This window comes from Caballeronia cordobensis (assembly GCF_001544575.2).
GTDB lineage: Bacteria > Pseudomonadota > Gammaproteobacteria > Burkholderiales > Burkholderiaceae > Caballeronia > Caballeronia cordobensis.
The window spans coordinates 41426-63015 of record NZ_FCNY02000030.1; the positions used below are offsets into that span (position 1 = coordinate 41426).

Here is a 21590-nt window from a genome sequence, read left to right on the forward strand (position 1 = left end):
TCGCGATCATCGCCAGGACGAGTAAACGGGCATGCTGCACGGCGTGCCGACACCTGCCTTGCCTGCCGCCCGGCGAATCAATGCTGGCGCGCGTTCCATTTTTCGCGTATTTACCAATAGGTTCCCGCTGCGCGATGCGCGGACCAGGCGTGCGCGTCGCGCTGTCACACGAACGTTTCACACAAGCGTTTCACACTTCGGCTGCCCATCCGGCGCACGCTCGTTCGAGCGCGATCGCCGGACAGGGCGCATCTCCCAACTGTTGAAATAGCCAGGAATTCTCACGATGAGCACGATCAAGACGAAGGACGGCACCTCGATCTATTACAAGGACTGGGGCAGCGGCAAGCCGGTGGTGTTCTCGCACGGCTGGCCGCTCGACGCCGATGCGTGGGACGCGCAGATGCTGTTTCTTTTGGGCAAGGGCTATCGCGTGATCGCGCACGACCGGCGCGGGCATGGCCGCTCGGATCAGCCGTCGGAAGGCAACGAAATGGACACCTACGCCGACGATCTGGCCGCGCTGCTCGACACGCTCGACGTGACGGGCGCGACGCTCGTCGGCCATTCGACGGGTGGCGGGGAAGTCGCGCATTACATCGGGCGGCATGGGACGAAGCGCGTCGCGAAGGCGGTGCTGATCGGCGCGGTGCCCCCGCTCATGCTGAAGACCGAGGCGAATCCGGAAGGCTTGCCAATCGACGTGTTCGACGGCATCAGGAAGGGCGTCGCCGCCGACCGCTCGCAGTTCTACAAGGATCTGACGATGCCGTTCTACGGCTACAACCGCGACGGCGCGAAGATTTCGCAGGGCGTGATCGACCTGTTCTGGCTGCAGGGCATGCGCGGCGGCATGAAGGGGCAATACGAGTGCATCAAGCAGTTTTCCGAAGTGGACTACACGGCCGATCTCGAGAAATTCGACGTGCCGACGCTCTTCCTGCATGGCGACGACGACCAGATCGTGCCGATCGGCGCGGCGGCGCAGAAGGCGGTGAAGATCGTGAAGAACGCGACGTTGAAGGTGTATCCGGGCGGCGCGCACGGGATGTGCACCGTGGAGGCGGACAAGGTGAATGCGGATTTGCTGGCGTTCATCGAGTCGTGAAGCAGGGTGCATGAAGAAGCGCCGGCGCACGATGCGCCGGCCCCCGCCACAAGGAGACTTCCATGTCCGACATGCTCAGCATCTCCACGCCCGACGGCAATTTCGATGCGTACGTCGCCTATCCCGCGCAAACGCCCGCGCCCGCCGTGGTCGTGCTTCAGGAAATCTTCGGCATCAATGCCGACATGCGCGAAACCTGCGAGGAGTATGCGCGCCAGGGCTATGTCGCGCTGTGCCCCGATCTCTTCTGGCGTCAGGAGCCGAACGTCGTCCTGACCGACAAGACCGAAGCCGAGTGGCAGCAGGCGATGAAGTACTACACCGGGTTCGACATGAACACAGGCGTCGAGGACATTGCGGCGACCATCGGCTTTGCGCGCGGGCTATCGCAGGTGCAGGGAAAGATCGGGTCCGTCGGTTTTTGTCTTGGCGGCTTGCTGTCGTTTCTGACCGCCGCGCGCACCGATGTCGATGCATCGGTTTCCTACTACGGCGGCGGCACGGACCAATTTCTCGGCGAATTGCCGAAGATCCGTGTGCCGCTCATGCTGCATCTCGCGGAAGCGGACGAGTTCATCAACGAGGAGGCGCGCAACCGCGTGCTCGCCGCGGTGCAGGGACACGCGAATGTCGAGGCGTTCACGTATCCCGGCTGCCATCACGCGTTCGCGCGCAATCAGGGTGTGCATTACGATGCGGCGGCCGCGCAGCTCGCTAACGGGCGCACTGCGGAGTTTTTCAGGACGCATTTGAAATAATCACATCTGCAAGCTCGGCCTTCTTCGCGGACGTGCGGGCGCTCGATCGGGCGCCCGCCGCCGTTCGAGTTTGACAAATATCCACGAGTTGCGCCTCTCGACACGTTATGTTGTCCGGCATCCGTAGGGATGCCAAATAAACAACTGCCGTGTGAGAGTAAGCAATCATCGTGTCTGGTTACAGTCCCAAGTGCGATAACCCGCACTGCCCCGTGTGTTATCCCAACTGGAAAGCGGAAGAAGAAACAGCAAGACGCAAGGCCGAAGAGGACGTGCAGGATTGCATTCGTTGCTGGCGCAACTTGCAGAAGTCCGCTGAAGAAATCGCCTCGGACCCCGACCCCATTGCGCGAAACAAGCGCATCAATGCGGCCTACGCTCGACTGTGGTGGGATGACCGCCGGTTCCAGTGGGCGGGACTGGCCGCGTTCGCCTCGAAGCAGGTTGGATGCGGCCTGCTGAACGCCGCCGAGATGATTCAGAAGTCGAATCGGCAGCGCGACGCGTACCAGCGCTGGGATCGAAATGCTTCAGCGATCGAAAAAATATCGCCCTATGGCAGCCCCCGAATGCCGATGCAGGATCAGGCGATGGGCGAAGGCGCGACCAGGGTGTATCAGATGCTGGCGATGGGCAACACGGCACTGTTTCTCGAAGTCTGGCCGCTGCACAAATTCTACGAAGCCTTCGGCCTGGAGCGGCTGCTGCGCTGTTATCACCTGCGAAAAACGATCAGTGCCGAGGTGAAGTGGCCGCTGAAATCGATTCCGTTCGGAAATGTTTGGCCTGAAGTGCGTGACGCCTTTTCGGCAATCGACCGTGGCGATATCAAGAGCGGCATGGAGTTTCTCGCGCGTCACGAGCAACTCAACATATTGCAACCTGCCATCTACCAAGACCCGATGTTCGTCACGCTGATGCGCGGCAATCAATTTGCATGGGCATTGAACATTCCTACCGGATCGGCCAAAGAGATTCAGTTGACGCTCGCGAACCAATGCACCGTGACGGGAGGCAATGCCGCTCAGGTGCTCTTCAGCAAAGACCCGAGGGCTAATCTCGCTGATCCGGTCCAACGCATGAAATTCGTCAGAAATGCGGCGGATCGGTTCAATGAATTGCTTCACAAGCCGTTGGAGAAATACGACGTGGAGAATTCTCTTTACCTCATCGCTCATCCGAGGTGACCATGCGACGACCAATGATCAAGGCGCTGGGCACTATCGTGTTGCTGAGCGCGACGGGATGGGGTTTGTACGCATGGCTGACGCCACCCGATGAGGTGGTGTTGACGCTTGGGGAACCCTATGAACAGGTGCGCGAACGGTCGCGGTCTACGCTGCCGCCCGCGGAAAAGAATACGAATTGGGCGGGGGTGGTGTCCCGTCCCACAAGGTTGCGCCTCGTGGCGTACGAAAAAGTCCTTGTCACGCCGCCTTCAATGTTTCTGGCGGTGACGTACGACAGCCGCGGGAGGGTGGATGGAGTGCGCCTTTCACCCCAGGTGGAACCGCTGCCGTTGGACGAAACATTGAAAATCGTCCGCAACTTGCAGGACCAGTTGCGGCGCGGTTGGACGCCGTTCAGGTCCAGGCAATCGCAACCGATCCGGGACGACGTTGCGACGCGTGATGCGATCAGAAACTGCGACGATCCGACTTCCCGCTGGAACAGTGGCCCTGAGCTCCAGATCGCAATCGACATTCGATGTTTCAAGGCCGACACTCGACCCGACGATGAGCGATACCTGATTACGTTGATTCTGAGTCGACCGTGGGTTGATGACCGGCCCGAGAGCGATCGATGACGCAAAGACCGATCACTTCTTCACCGTATGCGGCCGGCGAAACACCAGCCAGCGCGGCGACTTGAAGCGCACGATGCTCATGTAGAGCCACACGTACGTCGCCGCGAACACCACGACGAAGCAGAACAGATGCAGCGTGTGCCGCCAGAAGAGCGTCGCGGGAATCACCGCGATGAGACACAGCAGCCAGAGATACGGTGACGTGAGCGAGTTACGCCGCGTGAGTTCGTGCGCGTTCTTCGCGCCCACGGCCCAGCGCATCAGCCGCTTGTAGACGAGCATGTGCAGATGCACGCCGTCCGGAATGCCCGGCGAGATCCCGCGAATGAACTTCTTCCGATAGATCGAAAAGCACGTCTCGAAGATCGGATACATGAAGAGCAGCACCGGATACCACGCGGACACATCGCGGTTGCGCATCACGAGCATGATCGCGAGTTCGGCCAGCATGAAGCCGGCGAAGTACGCGCCGCCATCGCCGAGAAAGATCAGTCCGGCGGGGAAGTTCCAGATGAAAAAGCCCATGACCGCGCCCATCATGATGAGCGAGCCGGACAGCACGACCGGATCGTGAACCTGGAACGCCACGTAGGCGAGCGAGGCGAACATCATGAACGTGACCATCGACGCGAGGCCGTTGAAGCCGTCGATGATATTGACCGCGTTCGCGAGCGCCGCAACGGCAAGCACCGTCACCGCGCACGAAACGACCGCGTAGGACAGCAGGAAATCGAGCGGCGGCACGCTGATGCGCGTGACCGCGATGTTCAGGAATGCATAGGCGAGGCCCGCGGCCGCCATCGTGCAAACGAGGCGCGCGAGCGGCGAGACGCGCTTGGTCAGATCTTCGACGAGCCCTGAGAGAAACGCCGGCAAGCCGCACGCCACGATGCCGAGAATGCCGCCCGACACGGACGGATAGCCCCATCGCAACTGCACGGCCGATGCGGTGAGCCCGCAAATGATGCCCACGCCGCCGATGCGCGGCACCGGGCGCGCGTGAAACTTCTGCACGCCGGCGAGATCGGTGTCGCCGAGCACGCCTTCCTGCAGGTGTGCGAAGCGCACGATCAACAAGGTCACGAAGAGCGAGACCAGAAAAGCAAGCGCGAAACTAAGCATGAAATTGAACCGATGGAAGAAAGCGGCGCCGCATCGAACCGCGGCGCCGTGATGCCTTTACGCGAAGCCTTGCGGATTCTGCGACTGCCAGCGCCAGTGATCCGCGCACATGCGTTCGATGCCGTGCTCCGCGCGCCAGCCGATAAGTTCCGCGGCGGCGGCCGGGTCGGCGTAGCAGGCGGCGACATCGCCCGGGCGGCGCGGCACGAGCTCATACGGCACGCGCTTGCCCGATGCGCCCTCGAACGCCTTCACGACATCCAGCACGCTGTAGCCTTGCCCCGTGCCCAGATTCACGACGAAACTGCGATCGAGCGACTTCAGCGCATCGATGGCGGCGATATGCCCGCGCGCCAGATCCACGACGTGAATGTAATCCCGCACGCCGGTGCCGTCGTGCGTTTCGTAATCGCTGCCGAACACGCGCAGGCGCTCCAGCTTGCCGACGGCCACCTGCGCGACATACGGCATCAGGTTGTTCGGAATGCCCGCCGGATCTTCGCCGATCAGGCCGCTTTCATGCGCGCCGACGGGATTGAAATAGCGCAGCGTCGCGATGCGCCATGACGGATCGGAGACTTCGAGATCGCGCAGGATCTGCTCGGCGATCAGCTTGCTCTGTCCGTACGGGTTGGTCGCGGAGAGCGGGAACGATTCGTCGATCGGCACGCTCTGCGGCACGCCGTACACGGTCGCGGACGAACTGAACACGAAGTTGCGCACATTGCGCTCTTTCATGACCTTGAGCACGGCGAGCAGGCTGCCGATGTTGTTGCTGTAGTAGTCGATCGGCTTCGCGACCGATTCGCCCACGGCCTTGAGCGCGGCGAAGTGAATCGCGCCGGTGATCGCGTGCGCGTCGAAGATGCGGTTGAGCGCGGCTTCGTCGCGGGCGTCGGCCTCGTACATCGCAACGCGTTTGCCCGTGATGCGCTCGACGCGCCTGACCGATTCCGCGCGGCTGTTGACGAGATTGTCGACGACGACGACCTCGTAGCCCGCATCGAGCAGTTCGACGCATGTATGCGATCCGATGAAGCCCGCCCCGCCCGTGACGAGAATCGTGCCTTTCATCGACTGGTTGCCATTCATCATGTGTTCTCCAGATTGCTGAGATCAGAGTGATATGCCGGTGATGGCATGTATTGTGCCCTTGTAGCGTTCGACGACATTTTTTTCGTCGAATTCGCGCGCGACCTTTTCGCGGCCGCGCTCGGCCATCGCTTCGCGTTCGGCGGCGGGCAGCGTCAGCATGCGTTCGAGAGCCTCCGCCAGGCTGTCGGCGCTCTTCACCTCGCAGAGCAGGCCATTCACGCCATGCTCGACGACTTCGCGGCAGCCGGGCACGTCGGTGGCGACGATCGGGCGGCCCATCGCCGAGGCTTCCATCAGCGTGCGCGGCACGCCTTCGCGATACGAAGGCAGCACGACGCAATCCGCTGCGGCCACGAGCGGACGCACGTCGTTCGCTTCGCCGAGATATTCGACGATATTCTCGGCTTCCCACTTCTGCACGTCCGTGCGGCTGATCGCGCTTGGATTATCGACGCCGACCGGCCCGAGCAACTGAAAACGCGCGTGCGGAAATTTCGCGCGGATACGGCGCGCGGCTTCGACATATTCCGCCACGCCCTTGTCCCACAGAAGACGCCCGATCAGGATGAACACGAAATCCTCACGCGCGGGGAGCGCCACGCGCGCGAACTCGTCGAGATCGACGCCTTCGCCATGCAGGCGCCGCGCGCGATCCGGATGCGCGAGCAGGTTCTCGTGCTTGAACGCGTGATGATCGTCCTTGTTGAGAAACCACACTTCGCGCGGAAAGCGGAACGCGAAACGGTACAGCAGTTTCGCCACCTGCGCCGTGCGGCTCTTCTGGATGAAGACATAGCCGAGGCCGGTCGTCACCGCGATCGAGGGCACGCGCGCGAGCATTGCGGCAAGCGAGCCGTAGATGTTCGGCTTGATCGTGTAGTGAAACACGATATGCGGGCGCGTCGCGCGGTATTCGCGATAGAGCGCGGCGAGCGTTTTCAGATCCTGGCGCGGGTCCGTGCCCTTCGAGGCCACCGGCAACTCGACGCAGCGGCAGCCCATTTCGGTAAGCGGCTCGAACGTGCGGTCGCGCGGCGCGATGATGGTCACCTGCGCGCCGCGCGCGGTGAGCATGCGCAGCACGCCGCGCCGGTACGTGTAGATCGCCCACGCCGTGTTGCAGACGAGGGCGATGCGAAGACTCGATTGTTCTTTCGTCATCCGGAAATCATGGTTCGCCCGCGCGCGATCTCGCGAGAGGCTAAACGGAAAAGTATCGTCATGCCGGCGACGCGGGCTTGAGCAGCCGCGCCTTCAGGCCACGCAGCGCGCGATACGGCAGCAGCAGATGCGCGACGCTCTTCGCGACGCCCGCCCAGTCGAGCGGATTCGTCACGCGCAGGTAACGCAATTGCAGGCGCAGCGTCGACATCACCTGCGCGCGCCGCTTCGTCGCGCTGATGCCGCTTTCGTTCAGCTCGTAGAAAAGGCCGAACTCGGGCAGATTCGCGCCGTCGTGACGCTGCATCAGGCGCAACACGAGATCGAGATCCTCGGCGGCGCGATAATGCGCGCGATAGTTGCCCGCTTCGATCACGGCATCGACACGCAGCATGAGCGACGGATGCGCGAAGCACGAGCGCGCGAGCATCGCGCGGCGGATCGCGGCGGGTTCGGTGGGCGGCGTGAGGTCGAAAAGCGGCGCGCCTTCGGTCGATACGACGTGCGTCCACATGCCCAGCACCGCGACGCGCGGATGCGCTTCCAGATAGGCGCGCTGCTTGGCGAGCCGGCCGGGCGTCGCGAGGTCGCCCGCGTCGATGCGCGCCGCGTAGCGCAGGCCGCGCGCAGCCAGCGCGCTCATGCCCGCTTCGAGCGCGCGCTCGATGCCGCCGTTCGCAGGCATCCGCAGAATCTCGATGTCCATGCCGTCGATGGCGGGCGCGGCGATCGGCGGCGTGCTGCCGTCATCGACGATCAGCACGCGGATTGTCGATGCTTCGCTGAACGACGCGAGCGTGCGCTCGACATCGGCCTGGCCGTTGAAGGCTGGAATGAGAACGGCGACGTCGGAGAGAGCGTTCATGCGCGCAGCCGGAAACGAATGTAGTAAAAGTTCACCGACGCCGCCGCGACATAACCCGCCGCGAGGCCGATCAGCGCGCCGTAGCCTTCGATGCGCGCAATCGCGAACCAGTTCACGACGAAGGCCACCGCGAGCGCGAACAGCCATTTCGCGAGCAGCACATATTTCGCCTGATATTTCAGCACGACGAGATTGCCGATCGCCTCGATGCCCGCCGGCACGGAAAGCCAGACGGCCCAGCGGAAGATATCCGCCGCGCCCGCGTAGTTCGGGCCGAACACGCGCGCGATGATGAAGCCCGCGAGCGCATCGAGAACGGCCGCGCCCGCGATCATCAGCGCGGCGGTCATCGCGAAAAGGCGCACGAGATTGCGCCTGAGCCGCGCGGTGTCCTGCACGCGATAGACGAACGCGGGCGCGATGGTCTGCGAGAGCATCAGCGCGAGCGCGATCCAGTTTTCATTCAACTGCTGCGCGGCGGAATACAGCCCGAGCTCCGCGAACGACACGCGATGCGCGAGCATCAGCCGGTCGAGCTTCAGGAACAGATACATGCAGATGAGTCCGAGCCAGAACACGGTGCCCGCGCTCGCGAAATGCCTGAAGAGCGCGCGATCGAAACGCCAGCCGAGCTTGCCGCCATGCCGCCGCATGTAATAGACGACGAGCGCGCCGCCGATCGCCGCCGCTTCGAGCGCCCAGAGCCAGCCGAAGCGTTGCGGCGCGGCCGCGAGGCGCACGAGCGCGAAAACGAGCGCCGCCTTGACGATGGCGGCCGCCATGCTCGCGATGAGCTGCGGCTTGCTGTACGTGAGACTTTGCAGCCACGAATTGACGACGCCGATGAACGGCTCGCGAAAGAGCATCGTGACGGCGAGGCCCGCGAGCATCAGGCCGACCATCGGATCGGTGCCGCCGGCCGCGATCCAGAGCCACGTCAGCGCGAGCGCGACGACGGAGACGCCCATGCGCAATACGAACGCGCTGCCGAGCACCGCGCCGGTTTCGGCGCCCGCGCGGTTGACGATCGTCGGCACGAGAATCTCCGCGCCGCACACCCAGGTGATCGGCGCGATCACGAGCAGCAGCGTGTTCGCGTATTGCCACTTGCCGAACGTATCGGGGCCGAGATAACGCGCGAGCAACCCCGAAATGGCGATCGCAACCGCGATCTGCGTGAGCCGCTCCAGCCCGAGCCACACGATATTGGCGAGCGCGCGGGCGACGTCCGGATTGCCGGAGCGCGTCAGCACCTTCATGCGGCGCATGCCTGTGTGCGGCCGGGCACGGCGCGTGCTAGCCGAGCCTGATCATCGGTGAAGTTTTGTGTGTTTGCGCGCGGACGCGCCTCATTCGAAGGCATCGAGGCGAAAGAGCGTTTGAGCATTGGATTAGAATGAACGCGCAGGCTTGAACCGGGTTTCGAGCCCGGCGCGCGCGACCGCGAGAGCGCCGAAAGACAGCGATTATAAGTGCGAACCGATGCCCGCCCGCCGCCGCGGTTGCGCCTCCATTTGCTTCGAATTGTTTCTTTCGTATTGCTTTGACACACGCATAGGCAAAATTCGATACGTCCGACATGTCATCTGGCAGCCGTTGGCGCGCTTTGCCCGTAGCCGCATCGGCGCGCCAACAGTCACGACCTGCATGCCCTCATGGCTGCATCGCCGGAAAACATCAAATTAATACAGAAGAGGTAGCCATCTCATGAGCCAAATCAGCCAATCCATCTTCAAGGCCTACGATATTCGCGGCATCGTCGGCAAGACGGTCGATCGCGACGTCGCGAAAAGCATCGGCCAGGCGTTCGGCAGCGAAATCAGAAGCCAAGGCGGCGATTCGGTCGTGGTCGCGCGCGACGGCCGTCTCTCCGGCCCCGAACTCGTCGGCGCGCTCGCGGACGGCTTGCGCTCGGCGGGCGTCGATGTCGTCGATGTCGGCATGGTGCCGACGCCCGTCGGCTACTTCGCGGCGAGCGTGCCGCTGCCCTTGCCGTCGGGCGAGCGGCGCGTGGATTCGTGCATCGTCGTGACGGGCAGCCACAATCCGCCCGACTACAACGGTTTCAAGATGGTGCTGCGCGGCGCCGCGATCTATGGCGAGCAGATTCAGGGCTTGTACAAGCGCATTGTCGATAACGATCTCGCGCAGGGCGAGGGCAGCTATACCGAGTTCGACGTGTCGCAGATGTATCTCGACCGCATCGTGTCGGACGTGAAGCCGGTCCGCGCGATGAAGATCGTCGTCGATACGGGCAACGGCGTCGCGGGCGGACTCGCGCCGAAGCTGTTCAAGGCGCTCGGCTGCGAGATCGTCGAACTGTTCACGGAGATCGACGGCAATTTCCCGAATCATCACCCGGACCCGGCGCATCCCGAAAACCTGCAGGACGTGATCCGCGCGCTGAAGGAAACCGACGCCGAAATCGGCTTCGCGTTCGATGGCGACGGCGATCGTCTGGGCGTGGTCACGAAGGACGGCGAGGTCATCTATCCGGATCGTCAGTTGATGCTGTTCGCGCAGGAAGTGCTGTCGCGCAACAAGGGCGGCCAGATCATTTATGACGTGAAGTGCACGCGCAATCTGGCGAAGTGGGTGCGCGAGCAGGGCGGCGAGCCGCTGATGTGGAAGACGGGCCACTCGCTCGTGAAGGCGAAGCTGCGCGAAACCGGCGCGCCGCTCGCGGGCGAAATGAGCGGTCACGTGTTCTTCAAGGACCGCTGGTACGGTTTCGACGACGGTCTCTACACCGGCGCGCGCATGCTCGAAATCCTCTCGCGCGTGGCGGACCCGAGCAAGCTGCTCAACGATCTGCCGAATTCGCTTTCCACGCCTGAATTGCAGTTGAAGCTCGAAGAGGGCGAGAACTTCGCGCTGATCTCGAAGCTGCAACAGAACGCGAAGTTCACCGGCGCGGACGACGTGCTGACCATCGACGGTTTGCGCGTGGAGTATCCGGATGGCTTCGGGCTCGCGCGTTCGTCGAACACGACGCCGGTCGTCGTGATGCGCTTCGAAGCGGACAGCGACGCCGCGTTGAAGCGCATTCAGGAGGATTTCCGCCGGGTGATTCTGGCGGAGAAGCCGGACGCGAAACTGCCGTTCTGAGCGCTTTCGGTTGAGGATAAGGAAGCGGCGCGGTCGATAACCGTGCCGCTTTTTGCTTTTTTGTTGCACGCGCCGCGCTAAAATCCCCGTTTTCCCGCTCACACCGCCGCGCGCCCCCCGCGCCTTTCCATTCCAGCGTGCAAAAGATCCTGATCGTCCGCGTGTCGTCGCTTGGCGACGTCGTCCACAACATGCCCGCCATCGCCGATATCCGCCGCCGCTATCCGGATGTGCAAATCGACTGGCTCGTCGAGGAAGGGTTCGCAAGTCTCGTCGAGCTGGTTCACGGCGTGCGTCGCGCGATCCCGTTTTCGCTGAGGCGCTGGCGCAAGGGGTTCGCATCGCCCGCGAACTGGCGCGAGATCGGCAAGTTCAAGCGCGAGCTGGCCGCCGAGAAATACGATCTCGTGATCGACTGCCAGGGGCTCATCAAGACCGCGTGGGTCGCGAGCTGGGCGCGCGGGCCGCTCGTCGGCCTCGGCAACCGCACGGACGGCGCGGGCTACGAATGGCCGGTGCGCTTCTTCTACGACCGGCGCGTGCCGATCGCGCCGCGCACGCACGTCGTCGAGCGCACGCGGCAACTCGTCGCCGCCGCGCTCGGGCTGCCCGCGCCGCAGATGACCGACGACATCGACTTCGGTCTCGACACGCGCCGCGCGACGCTCGCCGTCTCCGCGCTCGGGCTGAATCTGCCGGTGCCTTATGTCGTGTTCGTGCACGCCACTTCGCGCGCGGACAAGCAATGGCCCGAAGCCGCGTGGATCGAGCTCGGGCAGGCGCTCGTCACGCGCGGCGCGTCGATCGTGCTGCCGTGGGGCAGCGAAGCCGAACGCGCGACGAGCGAGAAACTCGCGAAGGAATTCGGCGCGGCCGCGATCGTGCCGCCGAAGCTCTCGCTGCCCGCGGTCGTCGGTCTGATCGACGGCGCGGCGGCGACCGTCGGCGTCGATACGGGCCTCGTGCACATCGCCGCGGCGCTGAAGCGCCCGACCGTCGAGTTGTACAATTTCTCGACCGCATGGCGCACCGGCGGGTACTGGTCGCCGCAAGTCGTCAATCTGGGCGACGCCAGCCGCCATCCGACGTTGTCTGAAGTCAAGAGCACGCTCGCTGGCTTCGGCCTGCTGTAGCGCGTGCGTGATAGCGTGCCCGACGCGCGCCGTGCGCGGTAACTCAAGGTCGTAGACATATGACGGAATCTCAAATCATCGAAGTCGCATCGGGCGACTGGCAAGGCAAAAACCTGTCCGTGCCGCGCGAGGCGTTGCTGGCCGGCGTCGAAAACGGCAAGGTGCTGTATTTTCCCAATCTGCGTTTTCCGATCGACGGCGGCGAGCTCGCGCTGCTCGATCCGGCGATCGCGGACCCGAAGCGCAAGAACATCAGCCTCGCGCCCAACGGCGGCGCGCTCGCCGGCGTGCTCGGCGACAGCGTGATGCAGTCGGCGGTGCGCTCGCTCATCAAGCGCTATCAGGATCATGCGCGCTGGCTCGTCGACGGCCTCTTTCCCGAATACGACGGCAAGCTGCGCGTCGCGCCCACGAGCTTGCGGCTGCATCGGGTCGAAACGCGCGAGACGTCCTGGCGCAAGGACGACAGCCGCCTGCACGTCGATGCGTTCCCGTCGCGCCCGAACTACGGCGAGCGCATCCTGCGCGTGTTCACGAACGTCAATCCAAAGGGCGCGCCGCGCGTGTGGCGCGTGGGCGAACCGTTCGAAGACATGGCCAGGCGCTTTCTGCCCGCCATCAAGGCGCAGGCGCCCGGCTCGGCGTGGCTCATGAATCTGCTGCACATCACGAAGTCGAAGCGCTCGGAGTACGACCATCTGATGCTGCATCTGCATGACGCGATGAAGGCCGATCTCGACTATCAGAAGACCTCGCCGCAGGAAACCATGCCGTTCCCGCCCGGCTCGGTGTGGGTCTGCTTCTCCGATCACGCATCGCACGCGGTGATGTCCGGCCAGTTCATGATGGAGCAGACGTTCTTCCTGCCCGTCAAGGCGATGGCGCGTCCCGAGTGCGCGCCGCTCGGCATTCTCGAGCGCCTGAAGGGCAGGGCGCTCGTTTGAGCGGCGCGGCTTCCCCGAGCGCTTCGGCCGCGGTGCTGAGGCTCGTCTACCGGGCGCTCTGGTGGATCGTCGCGCCGCTCGCGGTGCTGCGGCTGCTGATCCGTTCGCGCAAGGAGCGCGGCTACCGCGAGCATATCGGCGAGCGTTTCGGACACGTTGCAAAGCGCCGCGCCGACGACCTCGCGCCGCTCATCTGGGTGCATGCGGTCTCGGTCGGCGAGACGCGCGCCGCGCAGCCGCTGATCGAAGCGTTGGCGAAAGCGCATCCCGAAGCGCGCATCCTGCTCACGCACATGACGCCGAGCGGCCGCGCGACCGGCATCGAGCTATTCGGCGATCGCGTGCTGCGCAGCTATCTTCCGTACGATCTGCCCGTGCTCGTGCGGCGTTTTCTGCGCGCGTGGCGTCCGTCGCTCGGCATCGTGATGGAAACCGAGGTCTGGCCGACGCTCATCGACGAATGCAAGCGCGCCGACGTGCCGCTCGTGCTGACGAACGCGCGCATGTCGGAACGCTCGTACCGGCGCGCGGCGAAGTTCGGGCGCGCGGTGCGCGAAGTGTTCGGCGGATTTTCGCGCGTACTCGCGCAGACGCCGTCCGACGCCGAGCGGCTGACCGCGCTCGGCGCGCGCAATGTCGCGGTGCTCGGCAATCTGAAGTTCGACATGACCGCGCCGCCCGAACTCGTCGCGCGCGGTCAGGCGTGGCGCGCGGCCATCGGCGAGCGGCCCGTGTGGGTGGCGGCCAGCACGCGCGAAGGCGAGGAGACGCTCGTGCTGCGCGCGTTCGCGGCGCTCAACGTGCCCGACGCGCTGCTGATTCTGGTGCCGCGCCATCCGCAGCGTTTCGACGAAGTCTCCGCGCTGATCTCGAGCCTCGGGCTCACGAGCGCGCGCCGCTCGGTGTGGGCGCCGAAGCCCGTCGCGGCCGGTTCGGGCGCGGACATGCCCGAGCCGTTGCCGGCGAGCGTGCAGGTGCTGCTCGGCGATTCCATGGGCGAACTCGGCGCGTACTACGCGGCGGCGGATCTGGCGTTCATCGGCGGAAGTCTGTTGCCGCTCGGCGGTCAGAACTTGATCGAAGCGTGCGCGGCGGGGGTGCCGGTGCTGATCGGGCCGCACACCTTCAATTTCACGCAGGCGACCAACGACGCCATTGCGGCCGGCGCAGCGCTGCGCGTGCAGGACCCGCAGGATCTCGCGCGCGGGCTGCGTGAAATCTTCAACGACAAAGCCAGACGCCTCGCAATGAGCGCGGCGGCTTCGGCGTTCGCGGCGCGTCATCGCGGCGCGACGGAACGGACGGTGAGCGTGCTCGGCGCGCTGCTCGAAAAGGAAAGCGACGTCGGGAAGTGACAGTGCGTCGGTCAAAACTTCCCGCCTATCGTCTGATAAAAACGGGCGATGCCACCCCATATGACGAACCGTAACGAGGGTTGAACGCTTCTCATGTAAGAGGGATACTGATTCCCCGACCCGGCCGCCCCTAGCGGGCACCATGCGAGGCAGCAAGTGGCCGGATGCCTGCGAACGTGCTTCCAATTCACATTGAGGACTCGCATGCAAGATCTGATCAAGTCCCTCGTCAAAGACGTCATGCCGCCCGGTCTCCTGCGTCTGCTGCGGCCATCCAGCGGACCCACCGATGCCTGGGGCACCGTCCGCTACGGCGCGCACGGGCTGGTCCTCCCCGGCAACCGGCGCTTCGAGTACCGGCCGTGTCAGGCGGATCGCGAAGTCTGCCGGCAAATCTTCTTCATGCGTGAATACGCCACGGACCGGCTGGTTCGCGCGAAGGAGATCATGGCGTTCTACGAGGCGTGCGAAACGCCGCTGATCGTCGATGCCGGCGCGAATATCGGCGCGGCCGCCGTGTGGCATGCGCTGACGTATCCGAAGGCGAAGATCGTCGCGATCGAGCCGGATTTATCGAATTTCGCGCTGCTCAAGCGCAACGCAGCGCCGTTCCCGTTGATCGAGCCGCTGAATGCGGCGATCGCGGCGAAGCGCGGCACGCTGTATCTCAACGATCCGGGCGGGGGCGAGTGGGCCTTCCGCACCGCCGAGCAGCCGGTCGACAAAGGCTATGCCGTCGACGCGCTCACGCTCGAAGACGTGATTCCGTCCGGCGTGACGCCGTTCATCCTGAAGATCGATATCGAAGGCGCGGAGTCGGACCTGTTCTCGCGCCATTGCGACGTGCTGAACAAGTTTCCCGTCGTCGTGATCGAACTGCACGACTGGATGCTGCCCGGCATGTCGAACAGCCGCAACTTCCTGCAATGGCACGTCGAGATGAAGCGCGACTTCGTGCAGATGGGCGAGAACGCGGTCTCGATATCGAACTCGATCGCGCTCGCGTAGCTTTTTTTGCGGTTCAGGCGAGCAGCAGCCCTTTCTTCTCGATGAAGCCGATGACTTCGTCGAGGCCGTCGAGCGCTTTCAGATTGCACATTACGAACGGCCGCTCGCCGCGCATCTTCTTCGCATCGCTCGCCATGATGTCGAGATTCGCGCCCACGTGCGGCGCGAGATCCGTCTTGTTGATGACGAGCAGGTCCGACTTCGTGATGCCCGGTCCGCCCTTGCGCGGAATCTTCTCGCCGCCCGCGACATCGATCACGTAGATCGTCAGATCCGACAGTTCGGGACTGAACGTGGCCGCGAGGTTATCGCCGCCGGATTCGATGAACACGATATCCGCGTCTGGAAACTTCGACACCATGCGATCGACGGCTTCCAGATTGATCGATGCATCCTCGCGAATGGCCGTATGCGGACAGCCGCCCGTCTCGACGCCCATGATGCGCTCGGCAGGCAACGCGCCCGCGATGGTGAGAAGACGCTGATCTTCCTTGGTGTAGATATCGTTGGTGATGGCGACGAGATCGTAGCGCTCGCGCATCGCCTTGCAGAGCATTTCGAGCAGCGTGGTCTTGCCGGAACCGACCGGCCCGCCGACGCCGACACGCAAGGGCGGCAGCTTCTTGGTTCGGCGGGCGGCGGCGGAATAGGCGGGCGTGTTCATCATGCGGGTCAGGAGCGAAAGAGTCGTGAATATTGCGATTCATGCCGCGCCGACAAAATGCCGAGCTGCGGCGCGAAGGTGTTGATCGCATCGGGCGAGGTATCGAGCGCGCGGCGCACGGCGGCATCGATCGGTCCGCGCAACGCGACGATGATGCGCTGCCCCGCGAGTTGCCCGAGCGGCACGGCCTTGAGCGCGGCGGCGGCCTGATTCTCGACCCAACTGAACGCGTAGGCGGCGAGCGCCGCGTCGGGCGCCGCATCGTGCGCATACGCGGCGAACGCGAAGGCGGTCGGCTGCGCGATCGGTCTGATCGCGGCGAGCGTCGCGCGGCGGGCTGCATCGCCCCATTCGAGCGATGCGCAAAGCTGCGCGAGCGACCAGCCCATCTGCTCGGTTTCGCGCCGCAGTTCCGCCGATTCGCGGCTCGCGATGTATTCGTCGTTGGCCTGAAGCAGCGCGGCGTCGTCGTGCAGACGCCAGCGCTCGATCTGATGCGCGAGAAAAGGCAACTCGCCGCGCGCCAATACATTCGTCAAACCGCTCGCGATCCAGTCGCGCGCGCTGTCGCCGTCGTGAATCAGGCCGTGCTCGATCGCCGCTTCGAGTCCCTGCGAATAGCTGAACGCGCCGATCGGCAGCGCCGGCGACGCGAGATGCAGCAGCGCCGTAAGCTCAGCGATGCGCATGGCCGTGGTGATGATGATGATCGTGGCCGCACGACGAGTGATCGTGGTCGTGGTCGTGATCGTGCGAATGATCGTGCCCGTGATGCTCGTCGAAGACCTTCTGCGCGAGCGCATAGTCTTCGCTGAAGGTTTCGTCGTGGCCGTGCTTGTGGCCGCCGCCATACGCGCCGGTTTCCGGCTGGAACGGCTGCGATTCGTGCGCGACCAGCACGCCCAGACGCTTGAGCATGTCTTCGAGCACGGCGTCCGCTTCGAGCTTCAGATAGTCCGCTCCCACTTCGACAGGCGTATGCCGGTTGCCGAGATGATACGCAGCGCGCGTGAGCAGGCGCACGCTCGGCGCGCGCACGACGAGCACGTCTTGCGCCGCCGCGACCACGCGCACGAAGCCGCCGTCATCCGCGACGAGCATGTCGCCGTCGGCGAGCACGGTGCCGCGCGGCATCACGAGCGCGACGTCCTCGCCGCTGTCGAGCGTGGCGGCGAGGCGGCTCTTGCAGCGCGCATCGAAGGGAAGAGTCAGCGTGGGCGCGCGCTTGACGAGCACGGGTGCGAGCTTCGCGGTGAGACGTTTGTCGATGGTACGCATGAATGGTCAGAACAGAAAATAGCGCTGCGCCATCGGCAGAACGGTGGCGGGTTCGCAGGTGAGCAATTGCCCATCGGCGATCACCTGATAGGTCTGCGGATCGACGCTGATGGACGGTTGCCATGCATTGTGAATCATGTCGGCTTTCGTCACATTGCGGCAGTTCTTCACCGCGACGATCTGCTTCTGTAACCCATAGCGATCCGCGATGCGCGCTTCCATCGCCAGTTGCGAGACGAACGTGAGCGAGGTCTTGCCGAGCGCGCCGCCGCGCGTGGCGAACATCTCGCGGTAATGGACGGGCTGCGGCGTCGGAATCGAAGCGTTCGGGTCGCCCATCTGCGCGAGCGCGATCATGCCGCCTTTCAGAATGAGCGACGGCTTCACGCCGAAGAAAGCCGGTTCCCAGAACACGAGATCGGCCCATTTGCCCGCTTCGATGGACCCGACTTCATGCGCGATGCCATGCGTGATCGCCGGATTGATCGTGTACTTCGCGACATAACGCTTCGCGCGAAAGTTATCGTTGCGCGCGCTGTCTTCGGGCAATGCGCCGCGCTGCGCCTTCATCTTGTGCGCCGTCTGCCAGGTGCGAATGATGACTTCGCCGACGCGGCCCATGGCCTGCGAATCGGATGACAGCATCGACAACGCGCCGAGATCGTGAAGGATGTCTTCGGCGGCGATCGTCTCGCGGCGAATGCGCGATTCCGCGAACGCGATGTCTTCCGCAATCGACGGATCGAGGTGATGACACACCATCAGCATGTCGAGATGCTCGTCGAGCGTGTTGACGGTGTACGGACGCGTTGGATTGGTGGACGAGGGCAGCACGTTCGATTCGCCCGCGACCTTGATGATGTCCGGCGCGTGCCCGCCGCCCGCGCCTTCCGTGTGATACGTGTGGATCGTGCGGCCCTTGAACGCGGCGATGGTCGTTTCCACGAAGCCCGCTTCGTTGAGCGTGTCGGTGTGGATGGCGACCTGCGTGTCGGTGTCGTCGGCGACGGAGAGGCAATTGTCGATGGCTGCGGGCGTCGTGCCCCAGTCTTCGTGCAGCTTCAGACCGATCGCGCCGGCCTTCACTTGCTCGATCAAAGGCGCGGGCAAGCTCGCGTTGCCCTTGCCGAGAAAGCCGAGATTCATCGGCCAGCCATCGGCGGCTTGCAGCATGCGCTCCATGTGCCACGGACCCGGCGTGCAGGTCGTCGCGTTCGTGCCGGTGGCAGGCCCGGTGCCGCCGCCGAGCATCGTCGTGATGCCGCTCGCGAGCGCTTCGTCGATCTGCTGCGGGCTGATGAAGTGGATATGCGTATCGACGCCGCCCGCCGTGACGATCATGCCTTCGCCCGCGATCACTTCCGTCGCCGCGCCAATGGCGATGTTCACGTTCGGCTGAATGTCCGGATTGCCCGCTTTGCCGACCGCGAAGATGCGTCCGCCCTTGATGCCGATATCGGCCTTCACGATGCCCCAGTGATCGAGGATCAACGCATTCGTGATGACGGTATCCACGACATCGGCGGCGGCGCGTTGCGACTGGCCCATGCCATCGCGAATCACTTTGCCGCCGCCGAACTTTACTTCCTCGCCGTAGGTCGTGAAGTCGCGCTCGACTTCGACGATGAGATCGGTGTCGGCGAGGCGCACGCGGTCGCCGGTGGTCGGGCCGAACATTTCCGCATATGCGCGGCGGCCGATGCGTAGCGTCATAGTAGTCCTTTGGATTCCGAATTAAAGCGGGCCCATGACGAGCGCGTTGAAGCCGTACACATGACGATCGCCCGCGAGCGCGACGAGTTCGACCGTGCGTTCCTGTCCCGGCTCGAAGCGCACGGCGGTGCCCGCCGCGATGTTCAGCCGGAAACCGCGCGCCTTCTCGCGCTCGAACTTCAGCGCCGCGTTGACTTCGTAGAAGTGGTAATGGGAGCCGACCTGCACGGGCCGGTCGCCATGATTTGCGACGACGACCGTCACGGTTTCGCGGCCCGCGTTGAGCTCGTGCTCGCCGTCATCGATGAAATATTCGCCGGGAATCATGTTTTCAGGGGATCGGATGATGAACCGTGACGAGCTTCGTGCCATCGGGGAAGGTCGCTTCGATCTGGATGTCGGGGATCATTTCCGGCACGCCTTCCATGACGTCGTCGCGGGTCAGGAGCGTCGTGCCGTAGTGCATGACTTCGGCGACGGTCCTGCCGTCGCGCGCGGCTTCCATCAATGCCGCCGAAATAAACGCGACCGCTTCCGGATGATTGAGCTTCAGGCCGCGCGCACGGCGGCGTTCGGCGAGCAAGGCTGCGGTGAAGATCAGCAGCTTGTCCTTTTCGCGAGGCGTGAGTTTCATGAGTTCGTTGTTTTGATCGTCCGCTGCTTCATAGCGAGAGTCGTGCCATCGCTGTATTCACAGTCGTTTCGCGCAGGGATGCACCGAGTTGGCGCGCATTCGTGCGCCAGGCTGGTGCGTTTTCAGGTGGTCCAGAGGCGCAGAGGCTTCGCATCGACTTGATGCACGATGGGCCTCAGATGCATCCAGCAGTCGGTGAGCGCGCGTTGCAGCGGTTCCATCGAACGGCCGATCGCACGCACGATGAGCACGCCCGGCGCAATGCACGATGCCGCCGCGCGCAGGGTGTCGTCGAACGGCAGGCGGGCCGTGAGGGTTTCGGCGAGGGCGTCGTCGCAAGCGGGGGCGATTGCCCAGAGCGTGCCGTAAGCGGGAAAGTCCGCGAGTCCTTGTGCGCCATCGCGCAGCGGATCGTTCGCGTCGAGCAGCGTGCGTTCGAACCAGAGCGTGCGGCCATCGCGATGCGCGATACGCGAGCGCGCTCTGATCTGTCCTTGCGTCCACTGTTCGCCGGCGGCGGCGCGGCCGAGCAGCATCGCATCCCAGCCGATGGCGCTCGCGTTTTCATCGAGCGTGAGATCGAATTCCAGTTCGATGTTCGACCCTTCGAACACGATGTTGTTTTGCGGAAGCCAGTCGAGCTTCGCATGCGCCGCGAGCGCGATATCGATACGTTGCGTTGCGAGCCTGCCGTTGGCCTTGTACCACTTGGTCGCGCCCGGCGTGGTAATGACGGCGTGCGTGTGCTCCTGCAGGCGAACGTCGATGGCTAGCCGGTCTCCGCCCGCGACGCCACCTGGCGGATGCACGATCACCGAGTGACAGATATCGCCTTCCGGATAGAGCGGCCGTTGCAGCCGCAGCGGCCCTTCGTGTTTGCGATGTACGCAAACCGTGCGGCCATGCTGGCGCGCGTAGCCGAGTTCGAGCGAGCCGCGCCAGATGTTGGCATCGGCGAGCGCCGTGTGCGATTCACGATGCATGAATGGGCCGCGATCTATGACAAGCCGTCATCATACGGCGATCAGTTCCCGCACGCCGTGCGCGCCCATGTCCGAACCGGCGCCGCCCGCGACGATCTCCCCGCGGCTCATGACCCAATAGCGGTCGGCGAGTTCGCGAGCGAAGTCGTAATACTGCTCGACGAGCAGCACGGTCATGCCCATGTCGTCGACGAGTTGCCTCAATGTCCGGCCGATATCGCGGATGATGGACGGCTGGATGCCTTCGGTGGGTTCGTCGAGGATCAGCAAGCGGGGCTCGCTCATCAGCGCACGGCCGATGGCCAGTTGTTGTTGCTGACCGCCGGAGAGGTCGCCGCCGCGGCGGTGCTTCATGTCTTTCAGTACGGGGAAGAGCGCGTAGATGTGGTCGGGGATTTTTTTCGGTGCGGTTCGGCTTGCTGCGCCGACTAGCAGGTTCTCTTCGACCGTGAGACGAGGGAAGATGTCGCGGCCTTGTGGGACGTAGGCGAGGCCGCTCGAGACGCGAGCATGCGTGGGCAGTGTCGAGATCGTTTTTTCTCGCCAGGTGATGGTGCCGGTTTTGGTCGGCACTACGCCCATCAGGCAGCGCAGGAGCGTGGTCTTGCCTACGCCGTTGCGGCCTAGCAGGACGGTTAGCTTTCCCTCAGGGATCGTCAGTTGGACATCGCGGAGGATGTGGCTGCCGCCGTAGTATTGGTTCAGGTTTTGTATCTCTAGCATTTGGGTTTTTGCTCGTGCTTGCTTTGGCTTTTGTGGATTGCCTGAATTCGTGTTGGTCTATTAGCACTGCCCCTCCCCGGGGCGGGGGTAACTTTCTTTGCTGCTGCAAAGAAAGTCACCAAAGAAAGCAG

The 21590-nt window shown here is 64.0% G+C and carries 22 protein-coding genes; 9 read left to right on the top strand and 13 right to left on the bottom strand.

From position 1 onward, the window contains the following. Positions 1-286: 286 nt before the first annotated feature. The 4 genes from AWB70_RS34810 to AWB70_RS34825 all read left to right on the top strand — a co-directional run bounded on the left by AWB70_RS34810 (position 287) and on the right by AWB70_RS34825 (position 3673). Positions 287-1108 (top strand): alpha/beta fold hydrolase, encoded by an 822-nt coding sequence (locus tag AWB70_RS34810; protein WP_014192093.1) that lies wholly within the window; start codon positions 287-289, stop codon positions 1106-1108. 62 nt (positions 1109-1170) lie between these two features. Continuing rightward, a complete protein-coding gene (locus tag AWB70_RS34815; protein ID WP_053568648.1) occupies positions 1171-1866 on the top strand; it encodes a dienelactone hydrolase family protein in 696 nt (231 codons plus the stop codon). 212 nt (positions 1867-2078) lie between these two features. Continuing rightward, positions 2079-3053 carry a DUF2515 family protein gene (locus tag AWB70_RS34820; RefSeq protein ID WP_235024416.1) on the top strand — a complete coding sequence of 325 codons (975 nt, stop codon included), beginning with the start codon at positions 2079-2081 and terminating at the stop codon, positions 3051-3053. Positions 3054-3067: 14 nt separating this feature from the next. Beyond that, positions 3068-3673, top strand: coding sequence for a hypothetical protein (locus tag AWB70_RS34825; RefSeq protein ID WP_053568646.1), 606 nt, complete (start codon positions 3068-3070; stop codon positions 3671-3673). A 12-nt stretch (positions 3674-3685) separates the two neighbouring features. Here the strand turns inward: AWB70_RS34825 and AWB70_RS34830 are convergent, their stop codons facing one another. The 5 genes from AWB70_RS34830 to AWB70_RS34850 are packed head-to-tail and all read right to left on the bottom strand — an operon-like array spanning position 3686 to position 9175. After that, positions 3686-4795 (bottom strand): MraY family glycosyltransferase, encoded by a 1110-nt coding sequence (locus AWB70_RS34830; protein ID WP_014192091.1) that lies wholly within the window; start codon positions 4793-4795, stop codon positions 3686-3688. A 57-nt stretch (positions 4796-4852) separates the two neighbouring features. Then, positions 4853-5887 (bottom strand): UDP-glucose 4-epimerase GalE, encoded by a 1035-nt coding sequence (gene galE, locus AWB70_RS34835; protein WP_014192090.1) that lies wholly within the window; start codon positions 5885-5887, stop codon positions 4853-4855. A gap of 24 nt (positions 5888-5911) precedes the next feature. Then, entirely contained in the window at positions 5912-7051 is a 1140-nt protein-coding gene (locus tag AWB70_RS34840) for a glycosyltransferase family 4 protein (protein ID WP_045450927.1), read from the bottom strand. A 58-nt stretch (positions 7052-7109) separates the two neighbouring features. Continuing rightward, complete coding sequence (locus AWB70_RS34845; protein ID WP_053568645.1) at positions 7110-7916, bottom strand: glycosyltransferase; 807 nt, start codon at positions 7914-7916, stop codon at positions 7110-7112. Beyond that, complete coding sequence (locus AWB70_RS34850) at positions 7913-9175, bottom strand: oligosaccharide flippase family protein (protein WP_053568673.1); 1263 nt, start codon at positions 9173-9175, stop codon at positions 7913-7915. Before AWB70_RS34850 ends, AWB70_RS34845 begins: the two co-directional genes overlap by 4 nt. A gap of 448 nt (positions 9176-9623) precedes the next feature. On the opposite strand from AWB70_RS34850, the gene AWB70_RS34855 reads away from it, so the two are divergent. From AWB70_RS34855 to AWB70_RS34875, 5 genes are all read left to right on the top strand, one after another. Beyond that, a complete protein-coding gene (locus tag AWB70_RS34855; protein ID WP_053568644.1) occupies positions 9624-11024 on the top strand; it encodes a phosphomannomutase/phosphoglucomutase in 1401 nt (466 codons plus the stop codon). A gap of 137 nt (positions 11025-11161) precedes the next feature. Then, positions 11162-12157 carry a lipopolysaccharide heptosyltransferase I gene (gene waaC, locus AWB70_RS34860; protein ID WP_014192085.1) on the top strand — a complete coding sequence of 332 codons (996 nt, stop codon included), beginning with the start codon at positions 11162-11164 and terminating at the stop codon, positions 12155-12157. Between the two features lie 59 nt (positions 12158-12216). Further along, a complete protein-coding gene (gene kdoO / locus AWB70_RS34865; RefSeq protein ID WP_053568643.1) occupies positions 12217-13101 on the top strand; it encodes a Kdo hydroxylase KdoO in 885 nt (294 codons plus the stop codon). Between the two features lie 32 nt (positions 13102-13133). After that, on the top strand, positions 13134-14456 hold the full coding sequence (waaA, locus tag AWB70_RS34870; protein ID WP_053568672.1) for a lipid IV(A) 3-deoxy-D-manno-octulosonic acid transferase: 1323 nt from the start codon (positions 13134-13136) through the stop codon (positions 14454-14456). A gap of 204 nt (positions 14457-14660) precedes the next feature. After that, positions 14661-15464, top strand: coding sequence for an FkbM family methyltransferase (locus AWB70_RS34875; protein WP_045450925.1), 804 nt, complete (start codon positions 14661-14663; stop codon positions 15462-15464). Between the two features lie 13 nt (positions 15465-15477). Here the strand turns inward: AWB70_RS34875 and ureG are convergent, their stop codons facing one another. The 8 genes from ureG to urtE form a co-directional block, all read right to left on the bottom strand. Further along, positions 15478-16128 (bottom strand): urease accessory protein UreG, encoded by a 651-nt coding sequence (gene ureG / locus AWB70_RS34880; protein WP_053568671.1) that lies wholly within the window; start codon positions 16126-16128, stop codon positions 15478-15480. 8 nt (positions 16129-16136) lie between these two features. After that, the gene (locus tag AWB70_RS34885; protein WP_053568642.1) at positions 16137-16817 is read right to left on the bottom strand and encodes an urease accessory protein UreF; all 681 of its coding nucleotides are present in this window, start codon (positions 16815-16817) and stop codon (positions 16137-16139) included. Continuing rightward, positions 16804-17406 carry an urease accessory protein UreE gene (gene ureE / locus AWB70_RS34890; RefSeq protein ID WP_053568641.1) on the bottom strand — a complete coding sequence of 201 codons (603 nt, stop codon included), beginning with the start codon at positions 17404-17406 and terminating at the stop codon, positions 16804-16806. Before ureE ends, AWB70_RS34885 begins: the two co-directional genes overlap by 14 nt. A 6-nt stretch (positions 17407-17412) precedes the next feature. After that, positions 17413-19119, bottom strand: a complete 1707-nt coding sequence (gene ureC, locus AWB70_RS34895; RefSeq protein WP_053568640.1) for an urease subunit alpha — start codon at positions 19117-19119, stop codon at positions 17413-17415. A gap of 21 nt (positions 19120-19140) precedes the next feature. Next, positions 19141-19446, bottom strand: a complete 306-nt coding sequence (locus AWB70_RS34900) for an urease subunit beta (protein WP_014192077.1) — start codon at positions 19444-19446, stop codon at positions 19141-19143. A 4-nt stretch (positions 19447-19450) separates the two neighbouring features. Further along, a complete protein-coding gene (locus AWB70_RS34905; protein ID WP_014192076.1) occupies positions 19451-19753 on the bottom strand; it encodes an urease subunit gamma in 303 nt (100 codons plus the stop codon). A 122-nt stretch (positions 19754-19875) separates the two neighbouring features. After that, positions 19876-20736 carry an urease accessory protein UreD gene (locus AWB70_RS34910; protein ID WP_053568639.1) on the bottom strand — a complete coding sequence of 287 codons (861 nt, stop codon included), beginning with the start codon at positions 20734-20736 and terminating at the stop codon, positions 19876-19878. Between the two features lie 30 nt (positions 20737-20766). Further along, positions 20767-21459, bottom strand: a complete 693-nt coding sequence (urtE, locus tag AWB70_RS34915; protein ID WP_053568638.1) for an urea ABC transporter ATP-binding subunit UrtE — start codon at positions 21457-21459, stop codon at positions 20767-20769. Positions 21460-21590 lie beyond the last annotated feature (131 nt).

Coding starts and splice junctions, on each gene's coding strand:
- AWB70_RS34810 (WP_014192093.1), top strand. CDS start 287: ATGAGCACGATCAAGACGAAGGACGGCACCTCGATCTATTACAAGGAC.
- AWB70_RS34815 (WP_053568648.1), top strand. CDS start 1,171: ATGTCCGACATGCTCAGCATCTCCACGCCCGACGGCAATTTCGATGCG.
- AWB70_RS34825 (WP_053568646.1), top strand. CDS start 3,068: ATGATCAAGGCGCTGGGCACTATCGTGTTGCTGAGCGCGACGGGATGG.
- AWB70_RS34830 (WP_014192091.1), bottom strand. CDS start 4,795: ATGCTTAGTTTCGCGCTTGCTTTTCTGGTCTCGCTCTTCGTGACCTTG.
- galE (WP_014192090.1), bottom strand. CDS start 5,887: ATGAATGGCAACCAGTCGATGAAAGGCACGATTCTCGTCACGGGCGGG.
- AWB70_RS34840 (WP_045450927.1), bottom strand. CDS start 7,051: ATGACGAAAGAACAATCGAGTCTTCGCATCGCCCTCGTCTGCAACACG.
- AWB70_RS34845 (WP_053568645.1), bottom strand. CDS start 7,916: ATGAACGCTCTCTCCGACGTCGCCGTTCTCATTCCAGCCTTCAACGGC.
- AWB70_RS34850 (WP_053568673.1), bottom strand. CDS start 9,175: ATGAAGGTGCTGACGCGCTCCGGCAATCCGGACGTCGCCCGCGCGCTC.
- AWB70_RS34855 (WP_053568644.1), top strand. CDS start 9,624: ATGAGCCAAATCAGCCAATCCATCTTCAAGGCCTACGATATTCGCGGC.
- kdoO (WP_053568643.1), top strand. CDS start 12,217: ATGACGGAATCTCAAATCATCGAAGTCGCATCGGGCGACTGGCAAGGC.
- AWB70_RS34875 (WP_045450925.1), top strand. CDS start 14,661: ATGCAAGATCTGATCAAGTCCCTCGTCAAAGACGTCATGCCGCCCGGT.
- ureG (WP_053568671.1), bottom strand. CDS start 16,128: ATGAACACGCCCGCCTATTCCGCCGCCGCCCGCCGAACCAAGAAGCTG.
- AWB70_RS34885 (WP_053568642.1), bottom strand. CDS start 16,817: ATGCGCATCGCTGAGCTTACGGCGCTGCTGCATCTCGCGTCGCCGGCG.
- ureE (WP_053568641.1), bottom strand. CDS start 17,406: ATGCGTACCATCGACAAACGTCTCACCGCGAAGCTCGCACCCGTGCTC.
- ureC (WP_053568640.1), bottom strand. CDS start 19,119: ATGACGCTACGCATCGGCCGCCGCGCATATGCGGAAATGTTCGGCCCG.
- AWB70_RS34900 (WP_014192077.1), bottom strand. CDS start 19,446: ATGATTCCCGGCGAATATTTCATCGATGACGGCGAGCACGAGCTCAAC.
- AWB70_RS34905 (WP_014192076.1), bottom strand. CDS start 19,753: ATGAAACTCACGCCTCGCGAAAAGGACAAGCTGCTGATCTTCACCGCA.
- AWB70_RS34910 (WP_053568639.1), bottom strand. CDS start 20,736: ATGCATCGTGAATCGCACACGGCGCTCGCCGATGCCAACATCTGGCGC.
- urtE (WP_053568638.1), bottom strand. CDS start 21,459: ATGCTAGAGATACAAAACCTGAACCAATACTACGGCGGCAGCCACATC.